The 21587-nt window shown below is 68.2% G+C and carries 23 protein-coding genes; 11 read left to right on the top strand and 12 right to left on the bottom strand.

Annotated elements, in window-relative coordinates; genetic code table 11:
• Positions 1–2 precede the first annotated feature (2 nt).
• Together OXM58_08900 and OXM58_08895 are read right to left on the bottom strand one after the other, a co-directional pair.
• Positions 3–464, bottom strand: a complete 462-nt coding sequence (locus OXM58_08900; protein MDE0148479.1) for an SRPBCC domain-containing protein — start codon at positions 462–464, stop codon at positions 3–5.
• Between the two features lie 27 nt (positions 465–491).
• Positions 492–1571 (bottom strand): hypothetical protein, encoded by a 1080-nt coding sequence (locus OXM58_08895; GenBank protein MDE0148478.1) that lies wholly within the window; start codon positions 1569–1571, stop codon positions 492–494.
• A 139-nt stretch (positions 1572–1710) separates the two neighbouring features.
• Between OXM58_08895 and OXM58_08890 the strand changes: the two genes are divergently transcribed.
• A complete protein-coding gene (locus OXM58_08890; protein ID MDE0148477.1) occupies positions 1711–2304 on the top strand; it encodes a TetR/AcrR family transcriptional regulator in 594 nt (197 codons plus the stop codon).
• Positions 2305–2362: 58 nt separating this feature from the next.
• Here OXM58_08890 and OXM58_08885 read toward each other — a convergent pair whose 3' ends face one another.
• Entirely contained in the window at positions 2363–2884 is a 522-nt protein-coding gene (locus OXM58_08885) for a prolyl-tRNA synthetase associated domain-containing protein (GenBank protein ID MDE0148476.1), read from the bottom strand.
• Between the two features lie 203 nt (positions 2885–3087).
• Between OXM58_08885 and OXM58_08880 the strand changes: the two genes are divergently transcribed.
• Complete coding sequence (locus OXM58_08880) at positions 3088–4116, top strand: aminotransferase class IV (protein MDE0148475.1); 1029 nt, start codon at positions 3088–3090, stop codon at positions 4114–4116.
• Here OXM58_08880 and OXM58_08875 read toward each other — a convergent pair.
• Positions 4101–4310, bottom strand: coding sequence for a hypothetical protein (locus tag OXM58_08875; GenBank protein ID MDE0148474.1), 210 nt, complete (start codon positions 4308–4310; stop codon positions 4101–4103). The two genes, OXM58_08880 and OXM58_08875, sit on opposite strands and share 16 nt — an antisense overlap.
• Positions 4311–4394: 84 nt before the next feature.
• On the opposite strand from OXM58_08875, the gene OXM58_08870 reads away from it, so the two are divergent.
• Entirely contained in the window at positions 4395–5183 is a 789-nt protein-coding gene (locus tag OXM58_08870; protein ID MDE0148473.1) for an alpha/beta hydrolase, read from the top strand.
• Positions 5180–6352, top strand: coding sequence for an LLM class flavin-dependent oxidoreductase (locus OXM58_08865; protein MDE0148472.1), 1173 nt, complete (start codon positions 5180–5182; stop codon positions 6350–6352). The genes OXM58_08870 and OXM58_08865 overlap by 4 nt, the downstream gene beginning before the upstream one ends.
• 99 nt (positions 6353–6451) lie before the next feature.
• Here the strand turns inward: OXM58_08865 and OXM58_08860 are convergent, their stop codons facing one another.
• Positions 6452–7867, bottom strand: a complete 1416-nt coding sequence (locus OXM58_08860; protein MDE0148471.1) for a hypothetical protein — start codon at positions 7865–7867, stop codon at positions 6452–6454.
• A gap of 220 nt (positions 7868–8087) precedes the next feature.
• On the opposite strand from OXM58_08860, the gene OXM58_08855 reads away from it, so the two are divergent.
• From OXM58_08855 to OXM58_08840, 4 genes are all read left to right on the top strand, one after another.
• Positions 8088–9290 (top strand): pyridoxal phosphate-dependent aminotransferase, encoded by a 1203-nt coding sequence (locus OXM58_08855; GenBank protein MDE0148470.1) that lies wholly within the window; start codon positions 8088–8090, stop codon positions 9288–9290.
• A gap of 91 nt (positions 9291–9381) precedes the next feature.
• On the top strand, positions 9382–9909 hold the full coding sequence (locus OXM58_08850; protein MDE0148469.1) for a DUF1772 domain-containing protein: 528 nt from the start codon (positions 9382–9384) through the stop codon (positions 9907–9909).
• On the top strand, positions 9902–10831 hold the full coding sequence (locus OXM58_08845; GenBank protein MDE0148468.1) for an FkbM family methyltransferase: 930 nt from the start codon (positions 9902–9904) through the stop codon (positions 10829–10831). The genes OXM58_08850 and OXM58_08845 overlap by 8 nt, the downstream gene beginning before the upstream one ends.
• Before the next feature lie 62 nt (positions 10832–10893).
• Complete coding sequence (locus OXM58_08840; protein MDE0148467.1) at positions 10894–11361, top strand: hypothetical protein; 468 nt, start codon at positions 10894–10896, stop codon at positions 11359–11361.
• Positions 11362–11384: 23 nt separating this feature from the next.
• On the opposite strand, the gene OXM58_08835 is transcribed toward OXM58_08840, so the two are convergent.
• The 4 genes from OXM58_08835 to OXM58_08820 all read right to left on the bottom strand — a co-directional run bounded on the left by OXM58_08835 (position 11385) and on the right by OXM58_08820 (position 15929).
• On the bottom strand, positions 11385–12107 hold the full coding sequence (locus OXM58_08835; GenBank protein ID MDE0148466.1) for a TerC family protein: 723 nt from the start codon (positions 12105–12107) through the stop codon (positions 11385–11387).
• A gap of 32 nt (positions 12108–12139) precedes the next feature.
• Complete coding sequence (locus tag OXM58_08830) at positions 12140–12568, bottom strand: RNA-binding S4 domain-containing protein (protein ID MDE0148465.1); 429 nt, start codon at positions 12566–12568, stop codon at positions 12140–12142.
• A gap of 6 nt (positions 12569–12574) precedes the next feature.
• A complete protein-coding gene (locus OXM58_08825; GenBank protein ID MDE0148464.1) occupies positions 12575–15070 on the bottom strand; it encodes a helicase-related protein in 2496 nt (831 codons plus the stop codon).
• Between the two features lie 106 nt (positions 15071–15176).
• Entirely contained in the window at positions 15177–15929 is a 753-nt protein-coding gene (locus tag OXM58_08820; GenBank protein ID MDE0148463.1) for a DUF1223 domain-containing protein, read from the bottom strand.
• A gap of 87 nt (positions 15930–16016) precedes the next feature.
• Here OXM58_08820 and OXM58_08815 point away from each other — a divergent pair, with 87 nt between their 5' ends.
• The gene (locus OXM58_08815; protein ID MDE0148462.1) at positions 16017–18164 is read left to right on the top strand and encodes a S9 family peptidase; all 2148 of its coding nucleotides are present in this window, start codon (positions 16017–16019) and stop codon (positions 18162–18164) included.
• A 32-nt stretch (positions 18165–18196) separates the two neighbouring features.
• Here OXM58_08815 and ubiA read toward each other — a convergent pair whose 3' ends face one another.
• On the bottom strand, positions 18197–19162 hold the full coding sequence (gene ubiA, locus OXM58_08810) for a 4-hydroxybenzoate octaprenyltransferase (protein ID MDE0148461.1): 966 nt from the start codon (positions 19160–19162) through the stop codon (positions 18197–18199).
• Between the two features lie 93 nt (positions 19163–19255).
• Positions 19256–20188 carry an NAD(P)-dependent oxidoreductase gene (locus OXM58_08805; GenBank protein MDE0148460.1) on the bottom strand — a complete coding sequence of 311 codons (933 nt, stop codon included), beginning with the start codon at positions 20186–20188 and terminating at the stop codon, positions 19256–19258.
• A gap of 287 nt (positions 20189–20475) precedes the next feature.
• On the opposite strand from OXM58_08805, the gene OXM58_08800 reads away from it, so the two are divergent.
• Positions 20476–20934 (top strand): peptidylprolyl isomerase, encoded by a 459-nt coding sequence (locus OXM58_08800; GenBank protein MDE0148459.1) that lies wholly within the window; start codon positions 20476–20478, stop codon positions 20932–20934.
• A gap of 14 nt (positions 20935–20948) precedes the next feature.
• The gene (locus OXM58_08795) at positions 20949–21371 is read left to right on the top strand and encodes an HIT family protein (protein ID MDE0148458.1); all 423 of its coding nucleotides are present in this window, start codon (positions 20949–20951) and stop codon (positions 21369–21371) included.
• Between the two features lie 30 nt (positions 21372–21401).
• Here OXM58_08795 and OXM58_08790 read toward each other — a convergent pair whose 3' ends face one another.
• Positions 21402–21584, bottom strand: a complete 183-nt coding sequence (locus OXM58_08790) for a hypothetical protein (GenBank protein MDE0148457.1) — start codon at positions 21582–21584, stop codon at positions 21402–21404.
• Positions 21585–21587 lie beyond the last annotated feature (3 nt).

The raw sequence follows: 21587 nt of genomic DNA, 5'->3' as shown, positions 1-21587 counted from the left end.
GCTTATCCGCCGGATGCCGCTTCGTTGACGCGGGCTTCGAGATTGCCGGCGAATTCCGAGGCCAGCGCCTGCGCCTTCTTCTTCATCACCCCGAAACCGAATTTGGCAAGCCGGCCGGTAACCGTCATGTCCGCTTCATAAGATACCCGCGTTCCGCCGTCCTCCGCTGGCGCCAGGGTCAGGATGTTGTCCGAGCGCAGGTTGCTCGCACGGCCGCCTTCCTCGCCCCGCGTCACCGTCACGACCCTGACGGGCGGCTCCTCCTCGAGCACTTCGACCTCGGCGGCGAATTTGGCCGCGATCGGCCCGAGCTTGACGCCGATCCGGGCGCGGTAGAGCGTCGGCGACACGGCCTCGATCTCTTCGCAGCCGGGCAGGCAGGCGCCGACGACCTGCGGATCGCGGATCGCCCGCCAGGTCCGTTCCACGGGCGCCGCGACGACGAAACTGTCGGCGATTTTCATGGCCGCGAAGCGGAAGCGCCGCGCCGGCTAGCGCATTTCCCGCGGCACGATCATCGCGGGATCGACGATCCGCCCCTTCTCGATGATCACCTTGTTGTCGAGCATCATCGTGCAGTCGCGCATCGGCACGTCGTAGTGGCCGCGGGTGTTGCGCTTGCCGCCGCCCTGGGTGTTCGGCCCGGTCGAGAACAGGAAATTGCCCGGGAAGGTCCGCGCCGCCGCCCGGCTGCGCTCCGGCTCGTCGCCGTTCAGCGCGATGCCGTACCACAGCGCCTGCGGGTTCAGGCCCCAGCCGAGATGCGAGATGGCATAGGGGTCCATGTCGTTCTCGTCTTCCCGGTTGTCGTCCAGCCAGTCCTGCATCAGCCTGGCGTCCAGCCCACCCTCGACCTTGCGGATATAGCCGTCCTCGACGGTGAGGCGGACCTCGTCCTGGATATAGCGGCAGTAGGGCAGGATCACGATGTCGCCCGGCGCGAGCACGACCGTGCCGTTGGCCGAGCCTTCGTTGGGGAAGGTGTGGATATGGCCGCCGCCCCAGTGGTCGAAGCGGCCCGGCTCGTCGGCAAAGCCGTATTGCGTCATCACCGGATATTCGCCGCATTCCCAGGTGAGGTCCGTGCCGGCGTCGCTGATCACGCGGGCCGTCTTCGTCTTGCTGTAGAGCGCGTCGCCGTAGAGACAGGCCTCCTTCAGGCCCTCCGGCGCCATGAGCTGTTCGAGATCGTCGGGCGCATCGATGATCATCTGCACCCTCGTGCCGGCTTCGGTCACGTCCTTGAGCCAGCGGGTGAACAGCGGGACGTGGAAGATGACGATCATGTCGGCCGCCTTGGCCGCCTCCAGCGTGCCCTTGCATCGGCCGATGGTCCCGACGCCGACCCGGGTCCAGGACGGGATGCTGTTGACGCACATCTCGTAGATGTCGGCGCCCAGCTCGTCGGCCGCGGCGAAGGCGGCCTCGATATATTCGCGCCGGGTCGACAGGTCCGAGACGCAGGCGATCGTCTCGCCTTCCTTGATCCGGCACAGCTCGAACTGGCGCTTGTACAGCATGGCCAGCTTGGCCGGATTGACCTCCTGCGCGCGCTGATTGAAATGCACCATGTTCCGTCTCCCTCCGTCGCCGGTCTTCGCCCGCCCGGCCCCTTGCCCGCAGACCGGGGGGCGTTGCATAAAAGAACGCTGTTCGTTTATAGCCCCAAGGTGCGGTTTTTCCGGCAGGCAAGTCAAGATCGATTCGGCCATGGCGCAAACGAAGAAGGAAGATGTCCGCACCGGCATTGTCGACAGCGCCCGCCGGGAATTCGAGGAGCGGGGCTATGCCGCGACGACGATCCGCGGCATCGCCAAGAGGGCCGGCATCTCGCCGTCGAACGTCTATGTCTATTTCGATTCCAAGCTGGATATCCTGTTCGCCATCTACGGCCCCTGGCTGCGCGACCAGATCAGGGCGCTCGAAGCCGAGGCGGCGGAAATCGCCGATCCTCGGCAACGGTTGCGGATCATCGTTGCCACGCTCTGGAAGACGTTTCCGGCCGCCGACGGCGCCTTCGGCAACACCTTCGTCGAGGGACTGGCGGTCTCGGGCCGCGAGGGCCGCTATTCGCGCGACCTGCTGCTCTGGGCCGAGCACCGCATTGCGGACCTGATCCTGTCCTGCCTGCCGGAAGACCGCGCCCGGCAACTGCAGGATACGGCGCTTGCCCATATCCTGTTCATGGCGTTCGACGGCTTCGCCGTGAACTATGTTCTGGTCGGGCCGTCGCGCCGGCTCGAACGCTGCCTCGACCTGATGGTCGACCTGATTATGGGCGAACAGTCCGGCCGCGCGGCCTGACAGCGATGCCGCACCGGAGGCCCGTTATGCGGGCCTTAACCGCGCAGAGAATGCCGGTCTAGTTCAGCGGACCGACGTCCGCCATGCCGCCGAGGTCCGCAGCGATGGCCGCGCGTCCGCACGAGGCGATGAAGGCCACCAGTTCCGCCGGTTCGAGGCCGATGCTCTCGGTGTTGACCAGCGGGTGAAAATTCAGTTGGCCGGCATCCATCAGACCGGCTTCGATCGCGACGGTCACTTGGCCCCGGTCGTCGTTCAGCACCGCGAGCGGCGTCAGCGCGCCGGGCATGACGCCGAGCACGCGTTCCACCAGATCGGCGGGCGCGAACCCCATGCGGCCGTTCGCACCAAGGCGCTTGTGCAGCGTCTTGAGATCGAGGTCCTGGTCCTCATGGGCGACGATCAGGAACAGGCGGCCCTTCTTGTCCTTCAGCAGAAGGTTCTTGGTGAACGTCCCGGCCATGTCGCCGCGCAGCGCCTTGCCCTCTTCGACGGTCCGGTGCGCCGGATAGGGCACCGCGACGGCGTCGATGCCGAGTTCGTCGAAGCGGCGGAAGAGGCGCTCGCGCGGGTCGGTCATTCCATGCATCTCCCGGCCTTCGGCCCTGTTCCGGATCGAATGCTAGTGCATTGCCGGGTTCGGCGCCACGCCGGGGCCGGCTCGGCCGACGCCTTTCGTCATGGTTGAACGCATCCGATTTGCAGTACACCCCATTTCAGGAGACAACCGGCTATCGGCCGGACGGCACACGACACCCGGCGCACGAAACAGGGAGACCGATCATGGCGCAAACGCTTGCCGCCGACCACCGGGCGCACGCCGCTGCCGCGCCATCGCTGCTGCCCGTGCAGGAGATCATGGCGACTCGCCCGGAGCACCGGCGCATGCCGCACGACGCGGCATACGCAGGCGGCGCGGCTTACGTCATCGACCGGTTCACGCCGCTCGACCGGGCGGGCGTGCCGATCGCCGACCTCGGATTCAACCGCGGCGATGCGGTCTACGACGTCGTCTCGGTGAGCCGCGGGTCCTTCTTCCGCCTCGCCGATCACCAGCGGCGCTTCGCCGCCTCCTGCAAGCGCGTGCGGCTGACCAACCCGCTCGCGGCCGAAGAGGAACGGGCCGTCCTCAACCGCCTGGTGGCGCTGGCCGGATACCGGGACGCCTATGTCTGGTGGGGCGTGACCCGCGGGGCGACGCCGCAGCGCGCCGCGGACCGCACGGACCCGGCGAACTTCGCCAACCGCTTCTTCGCCTACGCTATCCCCTATGTCTTCATCGCCGACGACGAACGCCGTTCGCGGGGCGCCGACGCGGTCGTCAGTCGGGAGTATTTCCGGATTCCCCCGAGTTCGGTCGATCCCCGCGCCAAGAACCTGAACGGCCTCGATTTCGCGATGTCCCTGTTCGAGGCCGGCGACCGCGGCGCCGAGTGGTCGCTGCTCACCGACGGCGCGGGCAACCTCACCGAGGCGCCCGGTTCCAACATCTTCGTGGTCAGCAACGGCACCGTGGCGACCCCCGAGGACTGGTGCCTGGAAGGCATCACCCGCATGACGGCGCTGGAGCTCGTCCGGGATCTCAGCCGCGAGGTCGAGGTGCGCAAGGTTGCCGTGGCCGAGTTGATGCAGGCGGACGAGGCTTTCCTGACCTCGAGCGCCGGCGGGATCGTACCGCTCAACAGCGTCGACGGTGTCGCGCTCGCCGGCGGTCCGGGCCCCGGACCGCTGACCCGCGCGCTGCACGACCGCTACTGGCAGAAGCGCTGGGAAGGCTGGCACGGCACCCCGGTGGACTACGCCGCCGCGTGAGGGCGCAGGACGATTGCTTCGACGACCGCTTTCGGAACGAACGCATAATCCGAACCGAAGAGTTCCCGGAGGCAGTTCAGCGGATAGCGCGACGCCGACAGTGCGGTGTCGTAGTAGAACCGCTTCAGATAGCGCATCGCGCCTTCGGCCCGCCGGTCGCGATACGGCGGCAGCATCATCACCGGTACCGCCATTCCCATCGACGGCGGCTGCACAGCGGGCTGATCCCTTGCCGGCAGCGTATTGTCCGAACCGCAAACCGGAGTGAGATCGTCCCAGTGTCCAAGCTAACGAATTCGACCGAGACCGTCCGCGATTGCACCGTCAGCCTGCTGCGCGGCGGCAGCGGCCCGCCGCTCCTGTTCCTGCACGGCGCCGGGGGCGGCGGCATCGAACTGCCGTTCATGACGCGGCTTGCCGAGCGCTACGACCTGATCGCGCCGGAGCATCCCGGCTTCGGCGGATCGGACGAGCCGGACTGGTTCGACAACATCCACGACGTCGCCTACTTCTACCTCGATTTCCTTGAGCATCTCGATCTCGCCGGGGTGCATCTGGCCGGCATGTCGCTCGGCGGCTGGATCGCGATGGAAGTGGCCGTCCGCAGCACCGCCCGGCTGGCCAGCCTGACCCTGGTCTGCCCGGCCGGCGTCCATGTGCCGGGGCTGGCGACCGGCGATCCCTTCGCCTGGTCGCCGGAGGAGACCTTCCGGCAGGGCTTCCACGACCGGGCGTTTGCCGAGGCCGCGATCGCCCGGCTGCCCGAAGCGGTCGAGGCCGACGATATCTGGCTCAAGAACCGGTCGTCCTTCGCCCGCCTCGCCTGGGAACCGCGGCTGCACGATCCCCATCTGCCGAAATGGCTGCACCGGATCGACGTGCCGACGCATATCGTCTGGGGTGCCCACGACAACATCCTGTCCGCCGATCACGCCGAAGCCATCGCCGGTATGATTCCCGGCGCCGGCGTCACCGTCGTGCCCGAGGCGGCCATTTCCTGCATATCGAGAAGGCCGATGCGCTGGTTGCCGCCATCGAGGCCCATGCGCAAGGAGAGTGAGCCATGAAGGTCTTCTTCTTCCACCTGATGCCCTATGCCGAAGTCGATCTCGACGAGGTCCGGAAGGTCGGCACCTCCTGGGTCAAGCTGTCGAACCGGCATTACGACCCGGAGAAGGGCGCGATGCTCTACGAGCGCTATCTGAACCAGCTCGAACGGGCCGAGGAACTGGGTTTCGACGGCATCGGCGTGAACGAGCACCACCAGACCGCCTACGGCATGATGCCGTCGCCCATCGTCATGGCGTCGTCGCTCGCCCGGCGCACCCACCGGGTCAAGATCTGCATCCTCGGCAGCGCGCTGCCGCTGCGCCAGCATCCGCTGACGCTGGCCGAGGAGCACGCGATGATCGACACGCTGACCCGCGGCCGGCTCATCACCGGCTTCGTGCGCGGCATCGGCGCGGAGTACCACGTCTTCGGCGTCGACCCGACATCGAGCCACGAGCGCTTCCACGAGGCCCACGACCTGATTATCCGGGCCTGGACCGAGACCGGGCCGTTCGAATTCTCCGGCAAGCACTACAAGCACCGCTATGTGAACACCTGGCCCCGGCCCTACCAGCAGCCGCACCCGCCGGTCTGGATTCCGTCCCAGGGCAGCCAGGAGACCATCGACTTCGCCGCCCATCCGGACCGGCGCTACACCTATCTGCAAACCTTCAGCCCGGCCGCGGCGGTGAAGAAATATCTCGATCTCTACCGCGTCCGGGCGCAGGAATACGGCTATGTCGCCAACGACAGCCAGCTCGGCTGGGCGGTGCCGATCTATGTCGGCGAGACCGACGAAAGCGCAGTCGCCGAGGCGAAGCCGCATTTCGAGAATTTCCGTAACTGCTTCGCCCGCATGCCGATCGAGTTCCTGCTGCCGCCGGGCTATACCTCGCGCGCGTCGATGAAGCGGATCGCCGTTGCCAAGAAGGCCATGTTCGGGGACCTCGCCATCGTGCCTGCGATGGAGATGGGCATGATGGTCTGCGGCAGCGCGGCGACCGTGCGCGACCGGCTGATCGACTATTTCGGCGACATGGGCTTCGGCAACCTGATCGCGCTGCTCCAGTTCGGCACCCTGCCGGCCGAGCTGACCGACGCCAATATGGACCGCTTCGCCTCGGGCGTGATGCCCGCCCTGCAGGCGCTCGGCGAACGCCCGGTCGAGCAGCGCCGGGTCGCGTAGCCGCAGTTCGCCGACGCCGCGGCCAGGCCCGCCGGCCGTCTCCTGCGGTGGAGCGGGCGCCCGCGCATTTCCGGCTGTGACCGTAGCGGAAAATCCGGGCTAATCGAGCAACTGCAGCGCCTCCTGCGCAACGGGGCTCGGCGCCGGTGCGGGCCCTGTGAAATATGCCATCGAGGCGGCCAGTATCCGGTCCCGCCACGCGGTGGGCGCCATTTCCCTGTGGTTCTCCAGGGCGGCCTCGGTAAACTTGTAGTCGTGGGACCCTTGGCCGTTGCGGGCAAGGTGCCGGCGCGCGCCGGCGATCAACCGGTCTGCGGAGCCGCCCCGTTGCAGGTAATGCAACGCCTTGCGGGCGCCGAAGGCGGGATTGTACGGCAACTCGGAGAACGCTTCGCCCAACGCGTCCGTGCCGGTGCCGGAGACCGCCAGAGGTTCCAGTTCGTCGAGGCGCAGATCGGGTTTGGTGTCGCCGACCCCGCGCCGGAAGGCCGGCATGAAGGCCGCCGATTGCAGGAGCGCCAGAAGCTGCGTGGATTCGGTTCGCGCATGCCGGAACACATAGTGAAACGCGTTGGCGGAAGTCTGGGCGTGCACCGGGACCACCGTCGGCCGTGTCAACACCAGCTCGGCGGCGGTGGCGAAGAGAGCCTCCCAGATCGAGTCGGCGGACACGCTGCGCTGCAGCAGGTCGATCACGGCCCGGCCCGCGTCGATCTCCGAGACCTCGCGCAGGGTGCGGACGAGCTCGTTTCGCGCCGCGTCGTCCCGGCGGCCCTGTTTCCAGGTCTTCGGGATCCCGCCGAGCATCGCCTGGAATTCCCGCCAGGTCCGATCGGACGGCAGGTCGCCGGTGGCGGGGTTCGGGTCGTAGTCGTGATTCTGGAGCGCCGCGGCGAGGGAGCGCAGCACGGGCGGCGCGTATTCGGGTCCCACGATGGGCAGGAGCCGATGCACGTTCTGCACCGCGATGACCTTGTGGCCGATCGCGCGCAGATCCCGGATGCCGTATCTGAAAAGGACCTCGGAGAGCTGCTCCGGCGTCGCGAGGCGGGCGAAATCGAGGACAGCGGGATCGACGGCCTCGAGATCCCAGCGATCCAGCGCATCGATCAGGCGTTTGCGGGCCGCCTCCACCGTCCCGGCCACGGGATCGGGCTGCGGACCCATCGTCCAGCCGCTCTGGCGGCGCTCCGCGTCCTGGGCGCGTTTGAAATAGTCGAGCGCCCAGAACACCGGCAGCCAGCGCTCCCTGCCCGCCAGGTTGCGCGCCGTCAGGTGGACGGATTGCAGCGCAAGCACCGCGTGGTACTTGAAGCCGACATGGGGGAAGGGCCGGACACGGCGCGACGCCGCGACGGCCAGGGCAGTCAGGGCCCTGCGGTGATCCAGGCCGCCCCTGATCAGCCCCGCTAGTTCGGCGGCGACGCGTTCGTGGGGCGTGTCTTCCAGGAGGCGATGCAGGGCGCTGGCCTCGGGAAGCGTTTGCGCCAGTCCCGGCCCGCCGCTCAGTCCCACGGCGGCGGCGCTACTGGTAGCGTACAGGAATTCTCGACGGTCCACGGTGCGCAATATACGGCCAATTTGCAGGCCGGCCCACCGCCTTCGCATTTCGGCAATGCGGGGGCCGCGCGACAGGCTTTTGCTTGCAGCCGGCGGGTGGCCGGCCTAGCGTTTGCCGGGGCCGCCTTCCCGGCGGCCGGCCTCTTCCGCAACCGCCAGCCGAAAGCGCCCGACCATGCCGCTCATCGCCTCGCGACTGTCGCGCATCAAGCCGTCCCAGACCCTGGCCGTGTCGGCGAAGGCGCGTGATCTGAAAGCCGCCGGGCGCGACGTGATCGGCCTCGGCGCCGGCGAGCCGGATTTCGATACGCCCGACCCGATCAAGGACGGCGCGATCGAGGCGATCCGCAACGGCGCAACCAAATACACCAACGTCGACGGCACGCCGGAACTCAAGGCGGCGATTGCCGCCAAGTTCGGGCGCGACAACGGTCTGGACTATGCGCCGGAGCAGATCACCGTCGGCACCGGCGGCAAGCAGGTGCTCTACAACGCGCTGATGGCAACGCTCGATCCGGGCGACGAGGTCATCATCCCGGCGCCCTACTGGGTCTCCTATCCCGACATGGTGCTGCTCGCCGACGGCACGCCGGTGCCGGTGGATTGCCCGGCGGACAGCGGCTTCCTGCTGACGCCGGAGGCGCTGGAAGCGGCCATCGGACCGAAGACCAAGTGGCTGATCCTGAACAGCCCGTCCAACCCGACCGGCGCGGCCTACGACCGGGATGCCATGAAGGGGCTGACCGACGTGCTGATGCGCCATCCCCACGTCCATGTCATGACCGACGACATGTACGAGAAGCTGGTCTACGGCAATTTCACCTTCGTCACGCCGGCCCAGGTCGAACCCGGCCTGTACGACCGGACGCTGACGGTGAACGGCGTTTCCAAGGCCTACGCCATGACCGGCTGGCGGATCGGCTTTGCCGGCGGGCCGGAAGCGCTGATCAAGGCGATGGCGAAGGTGCAGGGCCAGAGCACGTCGAACCCGAGCTCGGTGAGCCAGGCTGCGGCGCTGACGGCGCTGACCGGGCCGGAGGATTATCTGCCGGAGCGCAACGCCGCCTTCATGGAACGGCGCGATGCGGTTGTCGAAGCGCTCAACGCGGTGCCGGAGCTGACCTGCCGCCGGCCGGACGGCGCCTTCTACGTCTTTCCGAGCTGCGCCGGTGCGATCGGCAGGACCGGGCCGAGCGGCAAGGTCATCGAAACCGACGAGGATTTCGTTACCGAACTGCTGGAGGCGGAGGGCGTCGCGGTCGTACAGGGCGCAGCCTTCGGCCTGTCGCCCTATTTCCGGATTTCCTACGCCACGTCCCTCGACGCGCTGAAGGAAGCCTGCGTCCGGATCGCGCGTTTCTGCGCGGCGCTGAAATAGGGCGGCTCCGGGGGCACCGGGCGGCGACGGAAACCGGCGGCCGGGCCGTTCGAATTTCGGGGGAAGGCAACCGAAGAGCGCGGAGCCGGGCATGACGGCGAAGCAAATCCTGCTGCCTCTGGCGTTCCTTGCTCTGCTGGCCACGGGCGCCATCTTCGGCTTCTTCTTCGCTTGGGTCTGCTCGACGATGTGGGGCCTGGACAGCGCCGATCCGCGGGTCGCGATCGCGGCGATGCAGGCGATGAATGCTTCGGTGCGCAACTGGGTGTTCGCCCCGGCCTTTTTCGGGACGCCGGTCTTACTCGCCGCCGCCGCTTCGGTGGCCTGGATAGTTCAGGCTCGGCGCTCGGCGCTGTATATCGGCCTTGCCTGCGCCCTCTATCTGGCGGGCGGACTGGCGCTGACGATGCTGGCCAACGTGCCGATGAACGAGGCGCTCGCATCGGTGAAAATTCCGGCGGATGCCGCGGCGGCCGACGCGATCTGGTCGAACTACTCCGCGGAATGGCAACTGTGGAACATCGCCAGGACCGCGGTGTGCGCCGTCGTCCTGCTGCTGGTCGGTGCGGCCTTTCTCAGGTTGCGCGACAGCGGCCCGGAGCGCGCGGCGCATGGCTGACAGGGAGAAAGCGGCGATCGAAGCGGCGGCGGCCGCGGTGCGCAGGCTACCGGTCAAGAGCCGGAACCGGCTGCTCTTCGACCTGCTGACCGAAGCCGGCGCGACCGGAATCGTGATTCCCGGCGCAAACGGCGAGATCGAAGGCGCGATCGCCGACCGGACGGTCATCCTGAAATACCTGAAGAACAAGTCCTGGTCGGTCGAAGCCATGCGGCTGATGCAGGCGGTCTATGCCGCGCAGGGGCCGGGCAGCTGGATCGATCTCGGCGCCAACATCGGCGCCATGACGATTCCGGCGGCGCTCGCGGGCGCGAAATGCCACGCCGTCGAGCCGGAGCCGGCGAACCTGCGCTTGCTGCGCCGGAACGTCGAGCGTAACGGCGTTGCCGGCCGCGTGACGGTGCATGAGGCGGCGGCCTGGCACGAGGCGGCCGAACTGGCGTTCGAGATTGCGCCCGCCAACCTGGGCGATCACCGGGTGCGCACGGCCGCGCCCGGCAGCGGCAGCGCCTACGGCGAGGCCGCGCGCCCGACCGTGACGGTTTCCGCCCGCCCGGTCGACGCGCTGATCGATGCCGGCAGCCTCGCCGGCCCGGTGCTGGTCAAGGTCGATGTCCAGGGCGCCGAGGCGCAGGCGCTGGCCGGCGGCGCGGCCCTGTTCGGCCGGGCGGACCTCGCCCTCATGGAATACTGGCCCTACGGCCTGCGCCGTCTCGGCACCGAACCGGCTGCGCTGTTCGCCGCCGTGGCCGGGCACTTTCCCTACGCCGCCCTGCTGGCCGACGACCAGGCGCCCGAATCCGTTCGGCTTGTACGGCTCGACGATCTGACCGCCGATCTGCTCGCCGCTGAAGAGTCGAACCGCACCGTCGCGCTGGATCTGGTGCTGAGCAAGGAGCGGACGCCGCTATGGACTGGCTGAAGCCGGGGCAGCCGCCGTCCCGCGGTTTCCGCGGAAGACACCCGCACGGAAAGGAGAGCTTCATGAAACCGATGCTGCAATCCGTTTTCGCGACGGCGGCGCTCGTCATGCTCCTGATGATGCCGGCCGCACTGCTGCAGGCGGGGCCGGCCGCGCCGGCGCGAGCGGTGGCCGCGGGCGCAGACTGGAGCCATGCCGGCCCGGAAGCGGTCCTCGTCCACGACAGGTGGCGTCCCCGCCACGACCGCTGGCGTCCCCGCCACGACCGGTGGCGCGGCCGGCACGGCTACCCGCCCCGCTGGCGGCACCGGCACCGGCCTTATCCCCACCGGGCCGCGCCCTACTGGAGCCTCACTTATCCGTTCGCCTGCTTCGCCGCGAAGCCCTGGCCGCGGGGGCACTGGCGAAACCATCGCCATCGCCATGACCGGGGCCACCGCCACCGGGTTCCGCGCCACCGTCATATCCGCTGCCATGGCGGCTTCACGGTCGTCCTGCCGTTGTCCTATCCGCCGCGCCACTACCGGTAGCGGTCCGGCCCGGTCCGCGGGTTTCAACCGCGCTTTCGCGCCCGCGCCTTGCGCGCCAGCAGGTTGAGGGTCTCGACCCCGAGTGCGAAGGCCATGGCGAAATACAGGTAGCCCTTGGGGATGTGCAGGCCGGCGCCGTCGGCGACCAGCATGACGCCGACCAGGATCAGGAAGGACAGCGCCAGCATCTTGATCGTCGGGTGGGCGGCGACGAAGCGGCCGACCGGTTCGGACGCCAGCAGCATCACGAGAATGGCGATGACGATGGCGGCGACCATCACCTCGATATGGCGCGCCATGCCGACCGCCGTGATCACCGAATCGAGCGAGAACACGATATCGATCACCGCGATCTGGGCGATGACGACGCCGAAACCGCCCCAGATTTTCGCCGGCCGGTTCTTGTGCCCGCCTTCCAGATCGTGATCGATCTCCATCGTCGCCTTGCCGATCAGGAACAGGCCGCCGGCGATCAGCACGATGTCGCGCCAGGAAATCTCCTCGCCGAAGACGGCGAACAGCGCCTGGTTGAGGCCCGCCAGCCAGGTGATGACGAACAGCAGCGCCAGGCGGGTGACCAGCGCCGCGCCGAGGCCGAGCCGGCGTGCCGCCGGGCGCTGCCGCTCGGGCAGGCGATCGGCCAGGATGGCGATGAAGATCAGGTTGTCGATGCCGAGGACGATTTCGAGCGCGGTCAGCGTCGCCAGGCTGATCCAGACATTGGGATCGGAAAGAAGGTCGATCATGCTTCCGGTCGCCGTGCCAGATTGGGGCCGGTTCAGGGCCGGTCGCGCAAACGGTCGATGGCCCGGCGGTCGGCCTTGGTCGGCCGGCCCGAGCCGGCTTCCCGGTGCGGCGCGGCAGACGTGCTGTCCTGCCCGGCTTCGTCGATCGTGCGCCGGGGCAGTGCCGGCGCCAGGTCCTCGTACAACGCCTGCGCTTCAGCGGCGGGCCCGCGCCGCATGCCGAACGCACGAACTTCGACGACCCTGATCCGGCCGCCCTGCGGAAAGGTCAGCACATCGCCGCGCCGGACCCGGTAGTGCGCCTTGGCGATCGGCGCGCTGTTTACCCGCAGCTTGCCGCCGTTGCACAGCTTGTTAGCGAGGGTCCGGGTCTTGAAGAAGCGCGCGTGCCACAGCCACTTGTCGATGCGCGGCCCGATATTGTCCGGCCCGGCATTAGCAGCAGTCGGGGACTCCGGCATCGGCCCTCAGCGGCCCGCCGTGAGTTCGCGCAGGATGGCGAACGGCGAGCAAGGGTTGGGCGGCGGGCGCGCTTGCTTGCGCCTGCGCGGCCGGGCAGCCGCCTTGCACCAGGCGCCGTTGGCCTCCGGACCGGGGCGGTAGCCAAGGCCGTGCAGCGCCGCGGCGAGAAAGGCATCCGGAATGCCGGCGGCTTCCGCGAGCGCAGGGTCCGCCGTCACTGCCTTGCCGTCCGGCAGGCGGGCGATCGCACGCCATAACGCTTCGATCCGGTCGGCGCGCACCGCCTTGCCCTGCGCAACGACATAGCCGCAGGCCGGCAGCAGGCCGCGCGGCAGGCCGTCGACCGTTTCGAGGCAGGCCGCAAACGCCGGAAGCTCAAAATCCCCGGCATCGTGGCGGATCGCCCACAACAGGGCGAGCAGCGCCTGCGCCCGGGGCCGCAGCAGGTCGCGATAGTAGATGCGCTGGGCGCCCAGCCTGATCCCGAGCGCGGCCAGCGCCTTGCGGTCCGTTTTCGTCAACCCGTCGATCGCCGACCGAAGGCTGCGCCGCGGCAGGTGGCCGCCCGCCTCGCCCAATTGGTACAGCAGGGCCCGGGCCTGGCCGCCGATGCCGTCCGGCGCCGGGCCGGCGATCGCCCCCAGGCGGAAGGGCAGATAGGCCGCAAGCCAGCTTTCGAGCTTCGCTGCAACCCGGTTGCGGACAGACGGGTCGAAACCGTCGCCGACGACCGGCCGGATCGCCGGGCGGAGAAGGTGTTCGCCCCTGACCAGACGCCCGATGACCGCGCCGCGCCAGCGCAGGTCGCCGGTCGGCGCCAGCTTGACGGATTTCGGCTTCGCCGCCTCGAGCAGGCCGAGCCGTTCCTCGATCGCCGGCCGAAGCGCCCGCCAGCCGGCATTGCGCATGGCGCGGGCATCGTCGCCGGTCGCCGCCGGCGCAGCGGCGAAGCGGAACCCGTCCATCCGGCCGATGGTGATCCCCTCGACGACGACTTCGCCGGACGCCGTTACGACGGCGTCGAGATCCTGCTTGCTGCGCAGGCGTTTGACCAGAATGGCGGTGCGCTTGTCGACGAAGCGTTCGGTCAGCCGCTCGTGCAGCGCGTCCGAGAGCCGGTCCTCGATCCGCCGCGTCTGCTCCTGCCAGCGCAAGGGCTCGTCCAGCCATTCGCTGTGATAGGACACATAGGTCCAGGTGCGGATATCGGCGATCCGGCCGGCCAGCGCGCCGATATCGCCGGTCGTCCGGTCGATCCGCGAGACCTGCCGTTCGATCCAGGCCGGCGAAATCCGCCCCTTGCTTCCCGTCAGGTCCATGAATATCCGGCTGACCAGGCTGTTGTGCGCCTCGCCCAGGATCTTGCGGAAGTCGGGAATCTGGCAGCACTCCCACAACAGGGCGACGGCCGCCGGGTCGTCGAGCCGGGCGCGCAGGCCGGGCTGGCGGGACAGCGCCGCGAGGGTGCGGAAGTCTTCCGCTTCGCGCGCCGGCGCGAGGTCCGGCGACGAAGGCGGCAGCGCCAATCTCTGGATCAGGGCGTCAACCGTATCGAACGACAGCTCCGGATTGCGCCAGAACACGAAAGGCAGCGGATCGAAACTGTGGGATTCGATCGCCTCGATCAGGTCGGCATCGAATTCGCCGGCATTCGCGGTCGTGCCGAAGGTGCCGTCCTGCATGTGCCGGCCGGCCCGACCGGCGATCTGCCCGATCTCCGCCGGCGTCAACCGCCGCCGCATGCGCCCGTCGAACTTGACCAGATCGGAAAAGGCGATGTGGGCCACATCCATGTTGAGGCCCATCCCGATGGCATCGGTGGCCACCAGGTAATCGACCTCGCCGGCCTGGAACATCTCGACCTGGGCGTTGCGCGTGCGCGGACTGAGCGCGCCCAGCACGACGGCCGCGCCGCCGCGCCGCCGCCGGATCACTTCGGCCAGCGCATAGACCTCCTGGGCCGAGAAGGCGACGGCGGCGGTGCGGGGCGGCAGGCGCGTAATCTTCTTCGGTCCGGCATAGGCGAGGCGGGAAAATCGCGGCCGGCCGATGAGCCGGGCTTCGGGCACCAGACGGTTCAGGATCGGCCGTACGGTCTCGGCGCCGATCAGCACGGTCTCGACCGTGCCGCGCGCCTGGAGCATCCGGTCGGTAAACACATGGCCGCGTTCCGGATCGGCGGCGAGCTGGATCTCGTCGATCGCCAGGAACTCCACCTCGCGATCCACCGGCATCGCCTCCACGGTGCAGAGAAAATACCGCGCCGTTGGCGGGACGATCTTCTCTTCGCCCGTGACCAGCGCCACCGCATGGCCGCCCGCGGCGCGCACGGCGCGGTCGTAATTCTCCCGGGCCAGAAGGCGCAGCGGGAAGCCGATCATGCCGGAGCCGTGCGCCAGCATGCGATCCATCGCAAAATGCGTCTTGCCGGTGTTGGTCGGCCCGAGAATGCCGGTAATGCGCCGGCCGGAATGGCCGGGGACGTCGGAATTCGACCTCATGGACCGCATGGTCGTCCGGGTTGTGGCGGAAGACAAGGAGAAAGGCGCTGGCGCAACGCCGGACGGACCGGGCTCCGAAAAAGTGCGCCGCGGCGCAGCGTCGGGGTTACTTCAGCTCGGCCCAGGCTGCGCCGACGATCCGGCCGCCGTCCGGTTCCTGGACCAGAACGGCAACCCGGTCGAAGCGGCCGCCCTTTGCGCCGGTGCGGGGCAAATCGACATCGAGGTCCGCGCCCCGGTATTCGGCGACCCGGCGGATTTCCCGCACCACGTTATAATAGGTCAGCGTCTTGCCGGCATTCTCGCCGCGCGGGATCGCCGTGGTGTGCTGCTTGTCGAAATACACCAGCCAGACAGTGCAATCGCCGGTGCGCCCGCCATCGCCTTCGAGGGAGGCGGTGAGCGATTCCGCATTCGCGCCTGCGGTGATCGACACGGCGACGCGGTCGTCGGCCGATTTCTGCCGGAGCCGGATCTGCCCGTCGATCACACCGGTGTAGCTGCCGATAGCCTGCAGTTTGCCGTCGACGACAATTTGCGGCGTGTAGACGGTGCGGCGGCGCATCGCCGAGGCGTAGGTCTGCTGGCGCTGCGTCGCCTCGGCGCTCGAATAGGGATCGCGCCAGCCCAGATAGTTCCAGTAGTCGACGTGGAAGGAGAGGGCGATCACGCCGGGGCGCTGCGCCAGCACGCCCAGGAACTTGTCCGCCGGCGGACAGGAATAACAGCCCTGCGAGGTGAACAGTTCGGCGACCACCGGGCGTTTGGCGGCATCGGCAAGGGCGCCGGCCGGGGCCAGCGCCGCGGCCACGGCGATCGCGGCAAGCGCGCGGGTAACAGTCTTGGCGAATCCGGTCATGACCTAGTCCTATGGTGGCCGAATCGGCGACACGAATCACTTGGAATCACTTGTCAGTGAGCCTGCCTGCATAACTCCCGGTATGGCATGGCGGTTGTCAAGCCGGTGGTGGCGGGCCACATCGGCACAATGAACGCGCCGAACAACGTTGCGCCGTTTCCGCCGGTTGCCGCGCGCCGGCCGGTCGTCTCGCACCATCATGGCGACAGCCGGACCGACGACTACGCCTGGCTGCGCGATCCCGGCTATCCCGATGTCCGCGACCCGGCAATTCTCGACTATCTCAAGGCCGAGAATGCCTACCGGGAAGCGGTCATGGCGCCGCTGGCCGGGCTTCAGGAGCAGCTGTTCCAGGAACTCAAGGGCCGGCTGAAAGACGACGACTGCAGCGTGCCGATGAAGCGCGGGCCCTGGTTCTACGCCTGGCGCTTCGAGCCGGGGGCGCAATACCGGATCCACTTCCGTATCCCCTGCGAAGAAGGACCGGACGGCGCGCCCCGGACGATTCTGGACGAACCGGAGTTGGCCGAGGGTTTCGACTATCTGCGCGTGCGCGCCGTCGAGCCGTCGCCGGACCATTCCCTGCTGGCCTATTCTGCCGACACCGACGGCTCGGAGCGGTTTGCGATCCGGGTGCGCGACCTGGCGACCGGCGAAGACCTGCCGGACGTGATACCGGACACCAGCGGCGCACCCGCCTGGGCGACCGACAACCGGACGCTGTTTTACGTCCGACTCGATGCGCAGCTTCGGCCGTCGTCGGTGTGGCGGCACCGGCTGGGCACGCCGGTCGAAGCGGATGTCGAAGTCTACCGGGAACCCGATCCGGGCTTCGGGGTTTCGGTCGGATTGGGCCGGGACGAACGCCATCTGTTCATCAGCGCGGGCGATCACGAGACGTCTGAGATCCGGTTCATTGCAGCGGACGCGCCGGAAAGCGAACCTCAACTCATCAGCGCCCGCCGGACCGGCCGGATCTACAGCGCCGATCATCGCGACGGCGTCTTCTGGATCCTGACCGACGATACCCACCCGAACCGACGGCTCGTCACCGTCCCGGTCGAAAGCCCCGACGCGGAGAACTGGCGCGAAGAAATCGCCGCCTCGGACGGCGTGTATCTGACCGGGCTGGAGGTGTTCCGGGACTGGATGCTGATCGAGGAGCGGGAAGCCGGCGTCAAGCATCTGCGCATCCGGCATTTCGGCGACGGCGCCGGGCACCGGATCGACTTTCCGGAGCCTGCCTATGCCGTCCATCCGGCGGGCAACGCAGAGTTCAATCAGGCGCACCTGCGCATCGCCTATCAGTCGCTCGTCACGCCGCTGACGGTCTGGGACTACGATGTCGTCACGCGCGAACGCACCGTGCGCAAGGTTCAGGAGATTCCCTCGGGTTACGATCCGTCGCTTTACGTTTCGGAGCGGGAGATGGCCCGGTCGCACGACGGCGCCCTCGTGCCGGTCACGATCGTCCGGCGCAGGGATACGCCGAAGGACGGCAGCGCGCCGCTCTATCTCTACGCTTACGGTTCCTACGGCATGAACATGGACCCCGGGTTCGGCACGGCGCGGCTGTCGCTGCTGGACCGGGGGTTCGTCTTCGCACTCGCCAATCCGCGCGGCGGTTCGGAACTCGGCAAATACTGGTACGAGTCCGGCAAACTGGAGCGCAAGGAGAACACCTTCCGCGACGTGATCGCCGTCGCCCGGCATCTGGCGGCGGCGGGCTATGCGCGCGCGGGCAACATGGCGCTCGCCGGCGGCAGCGCCGGGGGCCTGATGGTCGGCGCGACGATCAATCTGGCGCCGGACCTGTTCCGGGCGGCGGCGGCGCATGTGCCCTTCGTCGACGTTCTGAACACGATGCTCGACGAGACGCTCTGGCTGACGCCGGGCGAATATCCGGAATGGGGCAATCCGTCGGAGAGCGGCGAGGCATACCACCGGATCAAGGCCTATAGCCCTTACGACAATGTCGGCCCGGGGGACTATCCGCACCTCTTCGTCACCGGCGGATTGAGCGACCCGCGCGTCACCTATTGGGAGCCGGCCAAATGGGTCGCCAAACTGCGGGCAAACAAGACCGACGACAATCTGCTGCTTCTGCGCATGAACATGGGCGCCGGTCACGGCGGCAAATCCGGCCGCTACGAAGCGTTGCGCGAAACGGCGGAGGAATACGCCTTCATGCTGAAGGTGTTCGGGCTGATTCCCGGCACCGTGGCCGGCCAATAGGCCGGAGCCTCACGCGGGCCCGCGCCTCGCCGTCAGGCACCTGCCTGATATACCAGGTCGGCTGTCAGGCCGAGCAGCAGGCACCAGCCGAAAACCCGGTTCGACTTGAAGATGCGCAGGCAATCCGCCGGATCGTCGATGTCGACTTTGGCGGCCTGCCAGCCGAGTTGCACGACGCCAAGCGCGAAGCCGATCCAGAATACCGGGCCGAGCCCGTCGAGCCATCCGGCGGCGGCGATCAGGAGCGACGCCATCCCGTAGAAGAACCACAGCCACGGCCGGGTGTTGGCGCCCAGCTTCAGCGCGCTCGATTTCACGCCGATCAGGATGTCGTCTTCCTTGTCCTGGTGGGCGTAGATCGTGTCGTAGCCGAGGGTCCAGAAGATGCCGGCGATATAGAGCAGGACCGGCGGCCAGCCGAGGTCGCCGCGCACGGCCGCCCAGCCGAGCAGGGCGCCCCAGTTGAACGCCAGCCCGAGCACGATCTGCGGCCAGTAGGTCACCCGCTTCATCAGCGGATAGACGAACACGATGGCGAGCGATGCCGCGCCGACCAGGACGGCAAAGCCGTTGAACTGGAGCAGGATGCCGAAGGCGACGGCCATCTGCAGCATCATGAAGGCCAGCGCCTGCCTGACGGAAACCTGACCGCTGGGAATCGGCCGGGTGCGCGTGCGCTCCACCATGGCGTCGAAGTCCCGGTCGGTGATGTCGTTCCAGGTGCAGCCCGCCCCGCGCATCAGCAGGGCGCCGGCGCCGAACAGGGCCATGAACCAGAGAAACCTGCCGGCGCCGTCCCAGGTCCACGCCAGCGTGTCGAACGCCAGGGCGATCGACCACCAGCCTGGAAACAGCAGCAGCCACGTCCCGATCGGCCGGTCGAGGCGCATCAACCGCGCATAGGGCCGCGCCGGCCGGGGCAGGAGCCGGTCGATCCAGCTTTGCGCCGGCATGTCGGTGCCGGCGATCAGGCCGGCGCGTTCCGGGCGAGGAGCCATGGAGAAATGCTAGCCCCAAATTCCGCGGCAGGGAGACGTTCGCAGGCTGCGCGCGGATTTGTGACAGGCGGCCCGCCCGCGCGCCGCCGGCAATCAGGTCAGTCGCGGCGGTGGCAGGTTGCCCAGCCGGCACACCGCATCGGCAATTCCGGAAAAATCCTTGTCGGCATAGTCGCCGGTTGCCTTTGCCATGGCGAGACTCTCCCGGACGACCGCGCCGGCATAGAGCGGCAGCCCGAAGCTGCGCGCCGCTTCGACGGCAAGCGAAACGTCCTTGTGGGCGAGCGCGATGCGGAAACCGGGCGCGAGGTCGCCGTTCAGCACCTTGTTCGGCCAGTTGATCGAGAGCTGCCCGTTGGCGGCGGTCGTGCCGCCGAGTACCTTCAGGGTGGTTTCCAGATCCAGCCCGAAGCCCTGGACGAGCGCCAGCGCTTCGGCGTTCATCTGGTTGATGCCCATGATCAGGAAATTGTTGACCAGCTTGGAGCGGATGCCCGCGCCCGGCCCGCCGCAATGCAGGATCGTATCGCCCATGGCTTCGAGGAGCGGCCGCACCCGTTCCAGGTCTGCCTCCGTTGCCCCGACCATGAACAGGGATGTGCCGGCTTCGGCGTTGGTCACCAGCCGGCCGACCGGCGCATCGACGAAGGCCCGGCCCGCTTCGGCCAGCGCCGCCGCGATGCGGTCGGTCGTTTCCGGCGCGATCGTGCTCATGTCCATGACGAGCTGGCCTGCGGCGCCGGATTCGAGAACGCCCCCGGGGCCGAGGACGACCGCTTCGACCTCGGGCGAATCCGGGACCATCGTCACCACGACGCCGGCCCGTTCGGCCACTTCGGCGACGGAGCCGGCGACGGCGGCGCCGAGATCGCGGAGCGGCGGCGTGCGGTCCTGGGCAATATCGTAGACGATCAGATCGTGGCCCTTGCGCACGAGATTGGCCGCCATCGGCTGCCCCATCGCGCCCAGCCCGATAAAGCCGGTCTTTGTCATCCCTGTCTCCCGTTGCGGAACTGCGTTCTTCATGCGGCCGGAGCCAAACGCGCCGGCTCAAACCCGCTCAATAATGAAATCTCCGCAGACCACGGCAATACGGTTGCCGGCAGAGCGGCCTGCCGGATTGCCGCGGCCCGCTGGCCATGCCGGGGACGGCGCGCTATGCCACCGGCATGATTGCTCATTTCCCATCGCAGCCGGCAGTCCGCGGCGTCCGCAACGCCGTCCGGGGGTTTCTCGCTGTGGTCTTCACCTTTGCCCTGGCGGTGACGGTTGCCGCTCCCGCCGGCGCGCAGAAATCCCGAAAGCTGGAAAACATGCTCTATCTCGAATTGAAGAACGGCCGCGTCGCCATCGAACTCTATCCCGACGCGGCGCCCAAACATGTCGCCCGGATCAAGGAACTCGCCCGCGAAAAATTCTACGACGGCATCGTCTTCCACCGGGTCATTCCGGGCTTCATGGCCCAGACCGGCGATCCGACCGGCACCGGCCGGGGCGGCAGCGGGCAGAAACTGCCGGCGGAATTTTCCCGCGACCTCTCGTTCGAGCGCGGCACCATTGGCATGGCGCGCACCGCCGATCCGAACAGCGGCGACAGCCAATGGTTCATCTGCTTCGCTCCGGCATCGCACCTGAACGGCCAGTACACGATCTGGGGCAAGGTGGTCGAAGGCATGGACCTCATCGACGGCATCGCGCCGGGCGAGCCGCCGGCGCAGCCGGACAAAATCGTCAGCCTGCGCGTCGCCGCCGATGTCGAGGCCGGCAAGTAGCCGGGCGCCGGGCGATGTACGCGCTTCATCCGCAACTCGCCGACGAGACCGTGCCGGTCTGCGATCTGGATCTGTGCCGGGTGCTGCTGTCGAAGGATGCCACCTATCCTTGGCTGGTGCTGTCGCCGCGGCGCGAGGGTCTGCGCGACCTGCACGATCTCAACGAAGAGGACGGCATTGCCGCCCTCGATGAAATCCGCCGGTGCAGCCGGGCACTCGTCGACCTGTTCGGGCCGGACAAGATGCCCGACAAAATAAATGTGGCGGCGCTGGGTAACCAGGTGCCGCAACTGCATATCCATGTGATCGCCCGCTTCACGACCGATTCGGCCTGGCCCGGCCCGGTTTGGGGCAAGGTTCCGCCGGCGCCGTACGACGATGCGGCGCGCGATGCGCTGATCGGCCGGCTGCGCGTGGCGCTGGGGCAGGGCGGCTGACGGCCCGACCGGGGTTGCTGGCAGGCGACGCTATCCGGCGTTCCGGCCGCCGACTTCCACCACGTTGAACACGATATAGCCGAGGACCGCCACGGCGATGCCGGCGGCCATGCCGAGCCGGAACAGCAATCTGGCGAGGGTTTCGTGCTCCGGCGCGCGGCGGTAGCCGATCCACGATCCGACGAAGACCGCTGCGGCGAAGAGATAGAGCACGAC

Source organism: Rhodospirillaceae bacterium, from assembly GCA_028819475.1.
Taxonomy (GTDB): Bacteria; Pseudomonadota; Alphaproteobacteria; order Bin65; family Bin65; genus Bin65.
Note: the sequence above shows the minus strand (reverse complement) of the source record. Positions and strands in the feature narration are given on the sequence as shown.